General features: G+C 69.7%; 15 protein-coding genes. 1 reads left to right on the top strand and 14 read right to left on the bottom strand.

Annotated features, from left to right (window positions below; genetic code table 11):
- Positions 1 to 11: 11 nt before the first annotated feature.
- The 13 genes from ACQ66R_RS20790 to ACQ66R_RS20730 form a co-directional block, all read right to left on the bottom strand.
- Positions 12 to 425, bottom strand: coding sequence for a ribbon-helix-helix protein, CopG family (locus tag ACQ66R_RS20790; protein WP_430425139.1), 414 nt, complete (start codon positions 423 to 425; stop codon positions 12 to 14).
- A gap of 10 nt (positions 426 to 435) precedes the next feature.
- A complete protein-coding gene (locus ACQ66R_RS20785; RefSeq protein WP_430426364.1) occupies positions 436 to 2397 on the bottom strand; it encodes a conjugal transfer protein TraG in 1962 nt (653 codons plus the stop codon).
- Between the two features lie 11 nt (positions 2398 to 2408).
- Entirely contained in the window at positions 2409 to 4136 is a 1728-nt protein-coding gene (locus ACQ66R_RS20780; protein WP_430425137.1) for a relaxase/mobilization nuclease domain-containing protein, read from the bottom strand.
- A 234-nt stretch (positions 4137 to 4370) separates the two neighbouring features.
- A complete protein-coding gene (locus tag ACQ66R_RS20775) occupies positions 4371 to 5213 on the bottom strand; it encodes a lytic transglycosylase domain-containing protein (RefSeq protein WP_430425135.1) in 843 nt (280 codons plus the stop codon).
- Position 5214: 1 nt separating this feature from the next.
- A complete protein-coding gene (locus ACQ66R_RS20770; protein ID WP_430425133.1) occupies positions 5215 to 5730 on the bottom strand; it encodes a S26 family signal peptidase in 516 nt (171 codons plus the stop codon).
- On the bottom strand, positions 5727 to 6218 hold the full coding sequence (locus ACQ66R_RS20765) for a DUF2840 domain-containing protein (protein WP_430425131.1): 492 nt from the start codon (positions 6216 to 6218) through the stop codon (positions 5727 to 5729). Before ACQ66R_RS20765 ends, ACQ66R_RS20770 begins: the two co-directional genes overlap by 4 nt.
- A complete protein-coding gene (locus tag ACQ66R_RS20760; protein WP_430425129.1) occupies positions 6196 to 6480 on the bottom strand; it encodes a helix-turn-helix transcriptional regulator in 285 nt (94 codons plus the stop codon). Before ACQ66R_RS20760 ends, ACQ66R_RS20765 begins: the two co-directional genes overlap by 23 nt.
- A 125-nt stretch (positions 6481 to 6605) precedes the next feature.
- Positions 6606 to 7187 carry a DUF2285 domain-containing protein gene (locus ACQ66R_RS20755; protein ID WP_430425127.1) on the bottom strand — a complete coding sequence of 194 codons (582 nt, stop codon included), beginning with the start codon at positions 7185 to 7187 and terminating at the stop codon, positions 6606 to 6608.
- A complete protein-coding gene (locus ACQ66R_RS20750; protein ID WP_430425125.1) occupies positions 7108 to 7353 on the bottom strand; it encodes a transcriptional regulator domain-containing protein in 246 nt (81 codons plus the stop codon). The genes ACQ66R_RS20755 and ACQ66R_RS20750 overlap by 80 nt, the downstream gene beginning before the upstream one ends.
- Positions 7354 to 7485: 132 nt before the next feature.
- Complete coding sequence (locus ACQ66R_RS20745) at positions 7486 to 7740, bottom strand: DNA -binding domain-containing protein (RefSeq protein WP_430425123.1); 255 nt, start codon at positions 7738 to 7740, stop codon at positions 7486 to 7488.
- Between the two features lie 90 nt (positions 7741 to 7830).
- Entirely contained in the window at positions 7831 to 8034 is a 204-nt protein-coding gene (locus tag ACQ66R_RS20740; RefSeq protein ID WP_430425121.1) for a helix-turn-helix domain-containing protein, read from the bottom strand.
- 86 nt (positions 8035 to 8120) lie between these two features.
- Positions 8121 to 9029 carry an ArdC family protein gene (locus ACQ66R_RS20735; protein ID WP_430425119.1) on the bottom strand — a complete coding sequence of 303 codons (909 nt, stop codon included), beginning with the start codon at positions 9027 to 9029 and terminating at the stop codon, positions 8121 to 8123.
- Positions 9030 to 9102: 73 nt separating this feature from the next.
- Positions 9103 to 9429, bottom strand: a complete 327-nt coding sequence (locus tag ACQ66R_RS20730; protein ID WP_430425117.1) for a DUF736 domain-containing protein — start codon at positions 9427 to 9429, stop codon at positions 9103 to 9105.
- Between the two features lie 561 nt (positions 9430 to 9990).
- On the opposite strand from ACQ66R_RS20730, the gene ACQ66R_RS20725 reads away from it, so the two are divergent.
- Positions 9991 to 10137, top strand: a complete 147-nt coding sequence (locus tag ACQ66R_RS20725) for a hypothetical protein (protein ID WP_430425115.1) — start codon at positions 9991 to 9993, stop codon at positions 10135 to 10137.
- Between the two features lie 63 nt (positions 10138 to 10200).
- Here ACQ66R_RS20725 and ACQ66R_RS20720 read toward each other — a convergent pair whose 3' ends face one another.
- The gene (locus ACQ66R_RS20720) at positions 10201 to 12189 is read right to left on the bottom strand and encodes a ParB/RepB/Spo0J family partition protein (protein ID WP_430425113.1); all 1989 of its coding nucleotides are present in this window, start codon (positions 12187 to 12189) and stop codon (positions 10201 to 10203) included.
- Positions 12190 to 12720: the final 531 nt, after the last annotated feature.

The following is a 12720-nucleotide window of genomic DNA, read 5'->3' as shown; positions in this document are numbered from 1 at the left end:
TGGGCCAGCGGCTAGTCTCTCTGACCTTCAAGGTCCTGAGTGATTTCCCGCGCGAGTGATTGCCCTGATGCAAGTCGCCGCCCGAGAGCCTCGATGAAGCCCTCGTACCGCTCGCGCCCTTTGGCTTGAGCTGGAGCCTGAGCCGCGTCAGGCATTGGAGGCGTCGCCGTAAGCCAAGCCCTGATGAACAAACCGAGCGCCTCGTTGCTAATGCCAATGTCGCGCTCAAGCCGCTCGATCTGGCGGCTCATGCGGTCGAGCCGGCGGGTCACCGCCGCCTCCATTCGCTCAGAGCCGTCCGGCGAGAGGAATGAGGCGACCGCCGCCCGAACCACTTCCGACTTTGGCCGGCGCGTCCTGATCGCCATCTCGTCCAGCGCCCGCGCCAGGTCCGCCGTAAGATAGACCTTCGTCTCGATCTTCATCGTGCTCGCCTCACAAAGGGATGCCGTCATCGGGATCGAGCGACGCTTGGCGCGCCACCTGTCGGAGCCGACTGCGCAGTCGCGCCGCGGCCACCGCCTCGGCATCGCCATCGTCACTGTCGGCATCAAGATCGGCGGCGACGGCTGCCGGCTCGGACAAGGTGTCCGGGGCTTCGAGTTCAGGCTCGCGGCGCAGCCCGCCCTCCCCGTCGTCCGCGGAGCCGTGAACTTGAGACGGATGCGCGGTCGGTGTGCCGCCGCCCCAAGGATGGTCGATGGCCGGACTAGCAGTTCTGCCCGGCCCCGGCGGGGGAAGGACTCTCTCCCCCAAGCGTCCATCCTCGAAGTAGCGAACCTTGCTCGCCCGGATCGGTGGGCACCCGGACACCAGGACGAGCTCGTCGCCTGCCGGCAGCTGCATCACCTCGCCCGGTGTGAGCAGCGGTCGCGCGGTCTCTTGCCGGCTGACCATCAGGTGGCCCAGCCACGGCGAGAGCCGATGCCCCGCATAGTTCTTCATCGCCCGCAGCTCAGTAGCGGTACCGAGGCTGTCGCTGACGCGCTTCGCCGTCCGCTCGTCGTTGGTCGCGAACGCCACCCGCACATGGCAGTTGTCGAGGATGGCGTTGTTGGGCCCGTACGCCTTCTCGATCTGGTTCAGGCTCTGGGCGATCAGGAAAGCCTTGAGCCCGTACCCGGCCATGAAGGCCAGCGCGCTTTCGAAGAAGTCCAGTCGCCCCAGCGCCGGGAACTCGTCCAACATGAGGAGCAACCGGTGCCGGCGGCTCCTGGCCGCCAGGTCCTCGGTCAGCCTTCGTCCGACCTGGTTGAGGATCAGGCGGATCAGCGGCTTGGTCCGGCTGATGTCCGACGGCGGGATCACGAGGTAGAGCGTCGCCGGTCGCGCGTCGCCCACCAGGTCCTCGATCCGCCAGTCGCAGCGGGACGTCACCTGGGCGACCACCGGATCCCGGTAAAGGCCCAGGAACGACATGGCCGTGGAGAGGACGCCCGACCGCTCGTTCTCGCTCTTGTTGAGGAGCTCCCGGGCCGCCGACGCGACGACCGGGTGCGCTCGATCGCCCAGGTGCCGCGTCGCCATCATGGCCTGCAGGGTCACTTCGATGGGGCGACGCGGGTCAGACAGGAACGCTGCGACACCCGCGAGGGTCTTGTCGGTCTCGGCGTAGAGGACGTGCAGGATCGTCCCGACCAGCAGCGAGTGGCTGGTTTTCTCCCAATGGTTCCGGCGCTCCAGCGCGCCCTCCGGGTCGACCAGGATGTCGGCGATGTTCTGGACGTCGCGGACCTCGGCGTCACCGCGCCGGACCTCCAGGAGCGGATTGTAGGCCGCGCTGTCCGCGCTGGTCGGATCGAACCGCAGCACCCTGCCGAACCGCGCCCGCCAGCCGGCGGTGAGCGTCCAGTTCTCGCCCTTGATGTCGTGGACGATCGCCGAGCCGGCCCAGGCCAAGAGGCTGGGCACAACGAGCCCAACGCCCTTGCCGCTTCGGGTCGGCGCAAAGCAGAGCACATGTTCGGGTCCATCGTGCCGGAGGTAGTCGCGGCCAAGTCGGCCGAGCACCACCCCGTCGGGGCCGAGCAAGGCGGCGCTTGCGATCTCCGGCTTGGTGGCCCAGCGCGCCGAGCCGTAGGTGGTGACATTTTCCGCTTCCCGGGCCCGCCAGACACTCATGGCGATCGCCACCGCGATGGCGACGAGCCCGCCGCTGGCGGCGACGAAGGCGCCTTCCACGAAGACCTGCGGCGCATAGGCGTCGAAGGCGAACCACCACCAGAAGAAGGCAGGCGGCGGATAGACCGGCCAGCCGAAGACGCGCAGCCATGGTTCTCCGAGTTCGGGTTGGAACGCGAGCCGCCAAGCCGTCCACTCGGTCGCGGCCCAGACGAAGCCGAGCACGACGAGCGCGACGACCAGCACCTGGCCCCAGAGAATCTTGGCGGCAGGCATTGCAACTCCATTCACCGTGAGAGGCTGCGCTTGCGGCCGAGCGCCCAATCGACCCCGCCGGGCGTGAGCACGCCCGCGACGGGCTTGCCGAGGTGCGGCTCCAGCTGGCGGGACCAGGGGACGAGCTGGAAGCCGAGGCCGTCGTCGATCATGGCGAAGCGGCCGGACGCGAGATCGAGCCGGCGCTGGAGGCGGCCGGTGACGGCGTCCCCTTCCCCACCCTGACGCCATTCGAGGCCGATCTCGGTCGACAACACTCGACCCACAGACGCGAGTTCGCGTGCGCGCAGCGTCTGCAGCAGATCCTTGGCGAGGAGCACGCCGCCACCGGTCCGTCGGGCGAGCCCTTCAGCGGCCAGGTGGTCGACGCGCGCGGCCAAGGCGGCGCGGACCTCAGCGCCGAACCCCTGCGAGGCCAGAGCGGCAGGTTCTCGCGCGATCAGGCGCCGATCGAGCCACGTCGCGCCATCCGCCGTCACCTGGTCGGAAAGGCCAAGGTCGCTGCGGTGCAGGAGGCCCTTGGCGCCCCCCACCGTCGACTGGGCGCGGTATTCGACGATCCCGCCCACGGGGGTATCGCCCGCAGCCTCCAGGCCACGCAGGCGCACATGGTGGACGCGCCCGTCGACACCATCGATCACCACGAAGGCCTCGCCCCGGAGCTCGTCGTGCAGCCCGCGCGCCAGCAATCGCCCGAGGAGCGGATCACCCGACTGTTCGCCGTAGGCCGCCAGGTCCGCGGGCGGCCGGTCGGCTGCGGCTCGGTGCAGCGCCTTGATGATGTCGCCCCGCTCCCCCAGCGCCCGCAACGACGCTTCGTGGTTGGGCTTGAGCTTCCAGGTGGCGGGCGCCTGGGGTTCGGCGAGCCCGAACCGCTCCAGGACCTGAGCCCGGCCTACCAGGAGCTGATGCACTTGCCGGTCGGACATCGGCCCGCCAGGACGAAGATCGACCACGCCGTGGCCCGCCAAGGCATGGAGGGTCTGGTCGAGCCGCGTCCACCGCTCCGTGGTGACCTGGCGCCGGAGCGCCTCGGCGACCTCGCGGTCGGTGCGCGGCCCGAGCTCCAAGGAGACGAGAGCCTCGGCGCGGGCACGAAGGCCATGGCTGATGTAGTCGCGGCTGATCACCAGGTCCGTACCGTCCTGCGCGACGCCGCGGACGAGGACATGGACGTGGGGATTGTCCGTGTTCCAGTGGTCGACCGCGATCCAGTCCAGCCGCGTTCCCAGGTCCTGCTCGGCCTGGGCCATGAGGTCCCGCGTCGTCGCCCGCAGGCTCTCAAGGTCCGCGGCGTTCTCCGGCGAGACCATGAAGCGGAAGTGGTGGCGGTCGTCCTCCGAACGGGCCGCGAAGGCCCGGTCGTCGGCGTCGTCCGAACGCGCGTCGAACATCCGGGCCTCGCCGCCGTCCCGGTCGACACCGTCGCGCTTGAGATACCGGAGGTGCATTGACAATGGCGCGGCCCGGTACCGCCCGCCCCGGTGGCGCACGATCCGGGCTTTGACCGCCACCCGGCGCGACGGCTGCCGTAGGCTCGCCGCCAGCGCTGCAGCCCGGCCGCGACCGAACCTTCCCGCGCGGGCCCGGCTCCCTGCCCCGCCGCTTCGAGCGCCCAGGCCGGCCCGGGTGGCGGCGCGCAGGGCCTGGCCGACGAAGGTGCGGGGCCGGCCTGCCGCACGCCGCCCGCCATGGCGGATGCGCCCCGGCCGGGGGCAGAAGTCGTCGTCATCGACCACGGCCGCCTCCGACGCCCGTGGTCCTGCGAAGGGCGTTGAAAGAGTTGGGGTAATCCCGCGCAGCAAGACCTGGCAGCGGCCGCAGGCCGGGAAAACCCTCAACACCATCAATGCGTTGCGGCCGATCCGGCCCACGCCTTTTATCTTGCCATCGCCTTGGAGTACTCAAAGGGCCAGCTCGGCCGCCTTCAACGCCCTCCACGACAGCGCGTCCGCCCCAACCAGACTGCGTCGTCATCGGCGGTCGCTCCCGGAGGACGGCCGAACAAAGAGGCCTCCATCGGACGGCGTGCCGGATGGCGGGCGCGCGCCCGCGAACAGACTGGATGCGCGCCAGTCTGGCGCCCTTGCCGCGCTGGGCGCCACTGCCCCTGCGTCGAGATGGGGCGCGACCCGGGTGATGTAGGCGCGGGTCTCGGCCGGCAACCCACCGACACCGGCGAGGTGATCGGCGTAGCGCTGCGGTCCCGCATTGTAGGCGGCCAGGAAGCCCGGAGAGCCGAAGCGGTCGAAGAGTTCCCGCATGTAGCCTGCGCCGGCCATGACGTTGTCGCTGACGTCGAAAGGGTCTGCGCCGAGCCCGAGCCGCCCACGCCATTCGGCCCAGGTCGCGGGCATGAGTTGCATGAGCCCCATGGCGCCGGCGTGCGAGAGAGCGCGCGGCTCGAAGGCGCTCTCCGCTCGCATCACGGCGCGGATCCAGGCCGGCGGCAGGCCAAATCGCTGCGCGGCGGACGCGATGGCCGCGTCAACGCTTGCCGCCGAATCCGCGCGCAGGGCCGTCGGCGGAGCGGCGTCGACGCGATCCATCGGCTGCGCGCCGGCCTCCTGGCCGCCGATAGCGACGATCACCAGCATCACCCCGGCCGCCAGCATGCTGTGGAGACGACGCCCGCCTACGGTCAGCCTGCCGCGGTGCTCGCGGCCGGCCAGTGCAAGGCGCCATGGCGCCGGCGCGACGCGCCGCCCTGGACCGCCGCTGCGCGCCGCGGCGGCGAGGAAGGTGGCCGGGACGGGGAAATGGCCCCACCTCCAGCCGAACAGGTAAATGGCCTTTGAACGCAGGGAGCTCGACATCTCAGCGTCCCTCGAAGGTCCAGAGGGGCCTCGCCCGGGCGACCACGTCGCGTCGTGCGCTCGGCCCGAAGTAGCGTCCGTCGAGGCTTTCTCGGGCGGCAGGATTGAGGAGGAAGACCTCGTCGGCCCGCAGCGTCCGGCAGCCCGACCAGCTGGGAAGTGGGCGACCGAAACGGTCGGCCCTCCTGGGGCGGGCGACGGGCCGACCGTCCACCAGGATCTCAGACTCCCCGCTGCAGACCCGCTGTCCCTCCAGCGCCGCCACCCGCTTCAGCAGCGGCACGCCGCGCGGCAGGAACCCCGCGGCGTCGAGCCAAGTCTCGAGAGCTGCTGGCGGAAGGGCGACGACAAGTTCGCCGCCGCGCAAGGGCTCGGCCGTGCTCAGCCAGTAGACGCCTTCAGGCGCGCTCGCCGTAATGTTCCAGAGGATCAGGGGGCGCGGCGCCCAGACCGCCGTCAGCGCCAAAGGGATGGCCGCACCGAAGGCGATCGCGACCGGTTTCCATCGGGTCCTCACGGCGCAATCCCCCGCCGCAGCAGCCAAGCCCGATGGCGAGCCACTGTGTAGGGTCGCGCCGTCTCGCCGCCTTCCAGCCGCGCTGCGACATGGCGCCAGTGGTCGGGATCGGCCTCGCACGGATCGATGCCCGCCTGCTCGACGGCGTCGATCGCCTCGAGCACGCGCTGCACCTTGATCCAGCCGCCGATGTGAAGGAACGACTCCCCGCCGGGCGCCACGAAAGGGACCGTCGTGAAGCCCTGGCCCGGTCGGACCGCACGCAGGATGTCGATGCGCGATGCGACCGTCCCGAAGTCGTTCGCCTGCCAGCGCACCAGCGCGAACATGGCGCCCGGCGCGAAGGCGACGACGCGCCGGCGGCGATCGATGATCCGTTCGCCGGCCGTCTTGCCGAACCGTATCCAGCGTTCGATCTGGCCTTCCTGCCAGAGGAGTTCGACTTCCGTCTGCATGCTGCTGCGCTCAGCGTTCATCGCGGCGGCCATAGGCCGGCGACACGGCCGCGTGGCGCTTGGCCGGCGAGACGGAGCCGGCTCCGGGGTCGCTCGTGGAGGTCTTGCTGCCGCGGCCTGCCCAATCCTGCAGGTCCTCAAGCGCATAGACCACACGCCCGCCGATCTTCCGGTAGGTCGGGCCGGTGCCGTAGGTGCGGTGCTTCTCCAAGGTGCGACCGGAAAGGCCGAGGAAGCGCGCAGCCTCAGGCGTGCGCAGGTAGCGCGGCGGGAAGCCGGCAAGCGGGTCGGACATGGTGCGTCTCCAGGTGATGCCATCGCGCCCGGGCTTGGACCGAGCGGCTATGGGCGACCCTGGCGGAGACGCGCCCGCGGGGCTGATGGCGAACTTTGGGACCGGGGAATCGCCACCCCGGCCGCCTAGCGCCGCCTGCGAAGGAGCGCGCGATAGCCGCCGTGCATGAGGGCGAGCGCGCCGCGGCTCAAGCGGATGGCCACGTCACGAAACGTGGACGTCCGCCACTGCAGTGAATCAACCGATGGCGCGCCAAGGACATGCTCGGCCACGTCGCGGTAGCTGGCGCCCTCGGCGCGAGCATCGAGCGTGCGAAGCATCCGCGCCAGGCGCCCGCGACGCTGCGCCGTGAGTGGATCAGGCCCACCGTGCTCGCCGGCAAGGGATCGGTACAGGTGGTGCGCAGCGGCCGCTCGCACAGAGAAGTCGGAATCGAGCGGCAGCACGACCGCGAGCGGATCGGCCAGGGTGGCGCCGGACGTCAGCAGCACCTGCAACCCGTTCCGCAGCAGGACGTACGCGCCCTCTTCGGCCAGCCTCGGAGCCGTTGAGATGTTAATCGGAGCGATCGGCCGGCTGACGGATGCCGCGGCCGGCGCCAGCTGTATGACCACCGCCGGCGCGATGTCAGCGCGCCAGAACGGCTGGGCCTGGAAAGCGTCGAGCTCCGGATCGACCGGGAAACCGCAGGCCCCAGCGGGGCGCAAGCCCGCCTCCCGGGCCGGGCGTGTGCGGCTCGCAGCCCCCAACGGCGAGCCGATATTCGGTTTGGTACTGCGGATTGCGCCTGAGGAACTCCCAGGCGAGACTGGACGGGTCCAGGCCGCCAAGGGCCGCATAGTCGGACGCTACGCGCCAGTCACGCGGCGGCATTGCTGTCTCCGGGGCTGGTGCGCCCGGAACACCTCCAGCGCGCAATCTATCCGATCAACATCTTAGCTTGTGGAGCCTACGTTCAAGACGGCGCCAGGACAGACCCCCATGCGCCGGGCGCATAGCTGGCGGTCAACGCGACTTCAGCAGGTCCATGTAGCCTTGATCGGCCATCCATTTCGCCCGCGCGAGGTGCGTCTCGTAGCGAACCTGGGCGCGCTCAGGCTCCTGGTCGGGATCGACGGCGAGCAGCATCGAGGCGACTTCACTCCACCCTGCTTGCTCCTGGTGGGCGTCCAGGAGGCGCAAGTACAGAGTCAGGTGCGCGCGATCGTAGTCGGTCAGGTGAGCGTCGGACGGCGCCTGGTCGGCAATGAAGGAGGTCATCCGGCAGCCCCCCAGACTAGCCGATTGTGGTGCGTCAAATTCGAACAAGTGTCAGGTGCGAGAACGCCTCCTGCTCTCGCACGTCTCCAGCTAACCGCCCGAGTCTTCGCCTCGAAAGAACTCGATTGGCTCCACTTCCAGCGCATTAGCCAACTTCGCCAGCATGTCGATGGAGGCCGAATATTGCTCGCGCTCAAGGCTCGAAACGTAGGTTCGATCGACCGACGCACGATCGGCAAGCTCCTCTTGTGACCAGCCGCGGTCATGCCGCAGACGTCGCAGGTTCTTGGCCACCACTGTGCGTATGGACATGCACAGCAAGGGGCGTGGCCGCGGAATATACTACTACGGAGTATACTCGACAAAGCACTGTCTCGCGCCTACCCCGGCTCGAGTGGGCGCTGCAAATGGTGCAGAAAGTCGCATGCCCGCTGCGCATGGGCGGCAGCCGCGAAGATGAAACGCTTGTCGCCTTCGAGCACCTGCAGCCAATTCTCGATGTAGGCCGAATGGTCCTCGCGCGGGGTCAGTTCAAGGCCGAGATCGGCGCACAGGAACGCCGCGCCCAGTTCGGCGACCAGTTCTTCCTGGGCATAGCCACCATCGCCCCAGCGCTTGCGACCGAAGTCGCGGTTCAGGCGGCTCCGATGGCGCGTCCAGTGCGTGCACTCATGCGCGAGGGTTGCGTAGTAGGCCTCGGGATCGCGGAAGCATTCGAAGGGCGGGACCTGCACATAGTCGGCCTCGAGGGCGTAGTAGGCATGATTGCCGCCGTGTCGGATGTCGGCGCCCAGGGCGGAGAAGAAGGCCTCGGCTTGGGGAATGCGCTGTGTCGGCTCCAGCGTCGGCGCCGCGGAAGCGTGGAAGTGCGGCGGCAGGCCTTCGATCTGCTCGACGTTGAATACCGTATAGGCCTTCAGGAACGGAATCTCACGCTCGACATCCTGGCCATGGGCGTCGGTCTCGGTGCGCGTGAAGCGATTGGCGTAGACTACGGTCGCACCGCGCTCGCCCTTGCGAACGTGGGCATCAAGCGCCAGCGCCTGGCGGAAGGTCATCCAGATCGGCGCTGTGAAGCCACGCTGGACGGCTTCGGCCCAGAGCAGGATGACATTGATGCCGCTGTACGGCTGGCCCGTTGAGCGCAATGGCCGGGTGATGCGTCCGGCGAGGTGTTCGGCGGACCAAGGCCGGGTCCAAGGACGAACGCCGCGTTTGAGATCTTCGACGATCAGGCTGGTCACGCGGCTGTAGAGATCAGGGCGAGTTTCGCTGTGGGCGCGCGGCATCGCGGGCTCCTTTAGGTTTCGGATTTGCGTGAGGTCCGCCGCCCCGGTGGGGCCGGGGCGGCGACCGGGGGCGTCAGTCGGCGGCGCGGGCGCGCGACCAGATCAGGCTGTAGCCCCCCGTTTCGGAGGTCTCCGGGGCGTCGACCAGGCTGGCGTAGATCGGGGCCGGGAAGCTGGGGTCGTCGAGCTTCACGGAGAGGTACTCGCGGTTCTCGCGGCTGGTCTTCTTCCAGGCTGCGCCGAATTCGGTCTGGCCGGCGAAGATGCGGAAGTCGGGCGCCTTGTCGGTCTCGGCCTCGACGGGCCGGAAGGTGGCGGACTTGACGTTGAGCGTCAGGGTCTTGATGGCGCCCGTGTAGGAGCCGTCGTCCTGCTTGTGGAAGGTGCCGATGGTGGCCATTGGGGTTCTCCGGTCGTTGCCGAGCCGCGCCCTTCGCGGTCTCGATGGCGATCGACCGGGGCGGGGCCAGGCCGCCCTTCAGCCGCAGGCCCGCAGCGTGAGCGGAGGACTGCGCGCCGCGGGTTTCTTGCCTCGCGAGGAATGAGGCCCAGGCCTCAGGGGAAGAAACCCGTGGCGCGCGGTTAGAGGGCGGCCCGGCCCCGCCCAGATCAGCCAGACGAGAGACCGCGTGCGCGGCTCGTCCAGCACCGGAGACTCTCGCGTGGCGGCTTCGCGCCGCGCCGAAGTGGGACGCCCCCTGCTACGCGCCTTAATGCCTGGACTGATTCAACACGGACGTGGCGCCCGGCCGCCCTGCCCCAAAGCGACACCAGGCAGCGCCGGAAATGCTTCAAAAGCGCTTTGTGAACAGCGAGGGCGGCCTCAATGCGCTTGTTCGCCAGCGCCAGCGCCCTCCTAGTCCGCTCGCTCGCAAACCCCCGCTGAAGGGCCAAAAGCTCGGCGCTCTCCGCCGTCGTGACGGCATCATCCAAGCGGTACCAAACCCGAAAGGATGATCCCATGGGCCTGCCGCCAATGTCTGCCGCCGATCTTCTGCTTCACATCGCCGATGCCCGCTCAGAGGCGGAACTGGGCGACCGCCTCGCCGAACTGACAGCGACCGGAGACAGGCGCTCAGACGATGCGGAAGATGAACCGTCCGAGTAGTTCGCAACAAGAAGCCCGCGCAGGTCACGCCTGCGCGGGCTCCAAGGCCTGTCATGTGAACGGCTATTCCGCGGCGATGGCCGCGGACTCGACGCTGGCCTCAGACGGGATTTCGGTTTCGGATTTCGGCGTCCGCAGCAGCTCCGGCAACCAGCCGGTTCCCTCCAACGCGGCTTCCGCCGCCTCGGCCATCTCCGGCTTCTTCAGGCCCGCCAGCCGCTCGGCGGCCGCGGCGCCCGCGCCCTCGGTCACCGCCTCCGCGATCCGCGCCTTGGTCACTCGGCCGAGGTAGCTCGCTGCGGTCGGCGCCCAGGTCCGGGTCATGTCCAGCCCCACGGCCTCGGCCAGGGCGTCGGCGTGCGCCCAAGCGGCAGGCTTGCGGTCCATCGCGTTGCGGACGGCGCTGACGCCCAAGCTGGCGCAGTGGGCCAGGAGGCCCAGCAGGTCGCCGCTCCCGAGCCCCATCACGAACGCCCAGGCCTCGGCCGCCTCCTGCGGCAGGCGCTTGGCCCAAGCTTCGTGCCGTTCGGCGATCCGCCGGCCGGCCGGGCTCTCGCTGACGCCGGGCGCATGGCCGTCCAGATAGGACGACACCACCTTCACATCGACGCAGGAGGCCTGTTCGTAGGGCGGGTAGAAGGTCTTCACCGCCAGGGCGTGGGCCAGCGCCGCCAAGGCGAGGTTCGGGTCGGCGCCCAGGGCGTCGCGCAGACCGACGGTGCGGTACGCATTGAGGTCGAGGACCAGCCCTTCCGAGAGCGGCGCGGCGTCATCCTCCTCGCGCTCGGCCGCCTCGGGATGTTGCTCCTCGGGATCAAGCGCTCCATCCTCCCCGGTGGCCGGGGCATCCTCGGAAGACTCGTCCTTCACCTCTGGCGCCGGCGCCTCGTCCTGCGGCCGGATCAGGCCGCGCTCGATGCGCGCCTCGCCGTCATACCCCAGCACGACGAACACGCCGCCCCGGGCGATGTCATCGGGGTCGTAGGCGTAGTCCTCCCCGAACGTCGCCAGTTCGCCTTCAAGCTCGGCCACTCGCGCCTCGACTTCAGCGGGCAGGTCCTCCACCGCCGCCCACCGGTCGCTCAAGGCCTCCAGTTCTTCGGACAGGGACGCCTTCAATGCCTCGTCCTCGGCCGACCGTGTCACCCGGCTCGGGTAGACGCGCCGGAAGCCGTGGCCGTGCGGGTACTCCGTGACGCCGTCGGCCCACTTCCAGCCTTCCGCCGCCGCCACCTCGGCCGCCATCCGCGCCAGCTTTTCTGCGACCAGCCGCTCCAGCAGGCCCACGCCCTCGAACCAGCCGCCGCCGTCCTCGGTGAAGAGGTCGCGCAGGACCGTCCCGCCCGCCTCGCCGTAGGCCTCAGCGCCGACGAAAGCCGCACGACGTTCGCCGGCATGGACCTTGGCCTCCGTCATCGCGCGCCGGATCGCCGAGCCCGAGCGGTTAAACGACAGCTGCTCGTAGACCTGTTCCTGGCGCGCGTGGTCCTCGGTCACCGCGAAGGCCATGAGCTGGTCCAGGGTCAGGCCGCCCTCTCGGTAGATGCCCATGAGCCTCGGGGCCACGGCGCCCAGGCGCAGCCGCTGGCGCACGACGTGCGTCGAGACTCCGAACCGCGCGCCGATCTCCTCGGCGCCCCAACCCTTCTCCTCAGCTAGCCGCCGGAACGCCTCGAACTGGTCGGCGGGATGCATGTCGCTGCGGGTGACGTTCTCGTCCAGGCTGATCTCATGGGGGTCGTTGGCGGTGTCCACCACACAGCGCACCGGCTCGGTCTTCCTGATCTCCTTGCGCCTGGCGCGCAGCAGCAGCGCCAGTCTACGCCCCTCCCCGATAGTGACGAGGTAGGCGCCGGTCGGCTGGCCGTCCTCGCCTACCTCCGGCTCCACGACGGGCGCCTGCAAGAGGCCCTTAGCCGCGATGGACGCGGCCAAGGCCTCCACCGCCGCCTCGCTATGCGGTGTCTTCCGCGCGTTTCGGGGCGACTTCTTGAGCTTGTTCAGGGGGACTTCGAGCACCGAACCGGACTCGATCACGGTCACTGCGTTCATGGTCTTGCTCCTTGTGCCAGGTTGCAGGCGCACGCCGCGCCTGCAGCCTTGCCCGTCGGCGAGACCGGGTGTGCAAGCGGAGGGGCGGCTTCGCGGGGAACCGGCTGCAGGGCCCCTGCCCCGCACTCAGCCTGTGACACCCGGCGAAGGGGGACCGAAGCTGGGCGGAAGCTGCTCCGAAGCGCGCCGAGGGCGGAGCCCTAAGCGCCCCTCGCCCAGGAGAAGGCCGCAAGGAGCCTGCGCGCCGGAAGGCGCTGCACGGCGGGACGCGCCGTCGAGCGGCCGGCGGCGGCCTTGGCCGCCCGTTTGGGGCGCGCCCGCAGGAGCCGCGGAACGCGGCGGGATCGAGCGCGCCCGCCGGCCGCTCTCCGACGCCTCTCCGGAGGCGTTGCGGGGACCTCTCGCTCGTAGGGGTCGGCCAGGACTTGGGGCTCGGCCGCAGGTGAAGCCGTTCCCCTCGAAGCCCTAACACTTGCCAAGCTGGCGACGCGCCGACATCTACGAAGCTCCAGCCACGGAAGTCAGGAGGCC

Source organism: Phenylobacterium sp. (assembly GCF_965284355.1).
Classification (GTDB): Bacteria; Pseudomonadota; Alphaproteobacteria; order Caulobacterales; family Caulobacteraceae; genus Phenylobacterium.
Note: the sequence above shows the minus strand (reverse complement) of the source record. Positions and strands in the feature narration are given on the sequence as shown.

Coding starts and splice junctions, on each gene's coding strand:
- ACQ66R_RS20790 (WP_430425139.1), bottom strand. CDS start 425: ATGAAGATCGAGACGAAGGTCTATCTTACGGCGGACCTGGCGCGGGCG.
- ACQ66R_RS20785 (WP_430426364.1), bottom strand. CDS start 2,397: ATGCCTGCCGCCAAGATTCTCTGGGGCCAGGTGCTGGTCGTCGCGCTC.
- ACQ66R_RS20775 (WP_430425135.1), bottom strand. CDS start 5,213: ATGTCGAGCTCCCTGCGTTCAAAGGCCATTTACCTGTTCGGCTGGAGG.
- ACQ66R_RS20765 (WP_430425131.1), bottom strand. CDS start 6,218: ATGGCCGCCGCGATGAACGCTGAGCGCAGCAGCATGCAGACGGAAGTC.
- ACQ66R_RS20760 (WP_430425129.1), bottom strand. CDS start 6,480: ATGTCCGACCCGCTTGCCGGCTTCCCGCCGCGCTACCTGCGCACGCCT.
- ACQ66R_RS20750 (WP_430425125.1), bottom strand. CDS start 7,353: ATGCCGCCGCGTGACTGGCGCGTAGCGTCCGACTATGCGGCCCTTGGC.
- ACQ66R_RS20745 (WP_430425123.1), bottom strand. CDS start 7,740: ATGACCTCCTTCATTGCCGACCAGGCGCCGTCCGACGCTCACCTGACC.
- ACQ66R_RS20735 (WP_430425119.1), bottom strand. CDS start 9,029: ATGCCGCGCGCCCACAGCGAAACTCGCCCTGATCTCTACAGCCGCGTG.
- ACQ66R_RS20730 (WP_430425117.1), bottom strand. CDS start 9,429: ATGGCCACCATCGGCACCTTCCACAAGCAGGACGACGGCTCCTACACG.
- ACQ66R_RS20725 (WP_430425115.1), top strand. CDS start 9,991: ATGGGCCTGCCGCCAATGTCTGCCGCCGATCTTCTGCTTCACATCGCC.
- ACQ66R_RS20720 (WP_430425113.1), bottom strand. CDS start 12,189: ATGAACGCAGTGACCGTGATCGAGTCCGGTTCGGTGCTCGAAGTCCCC.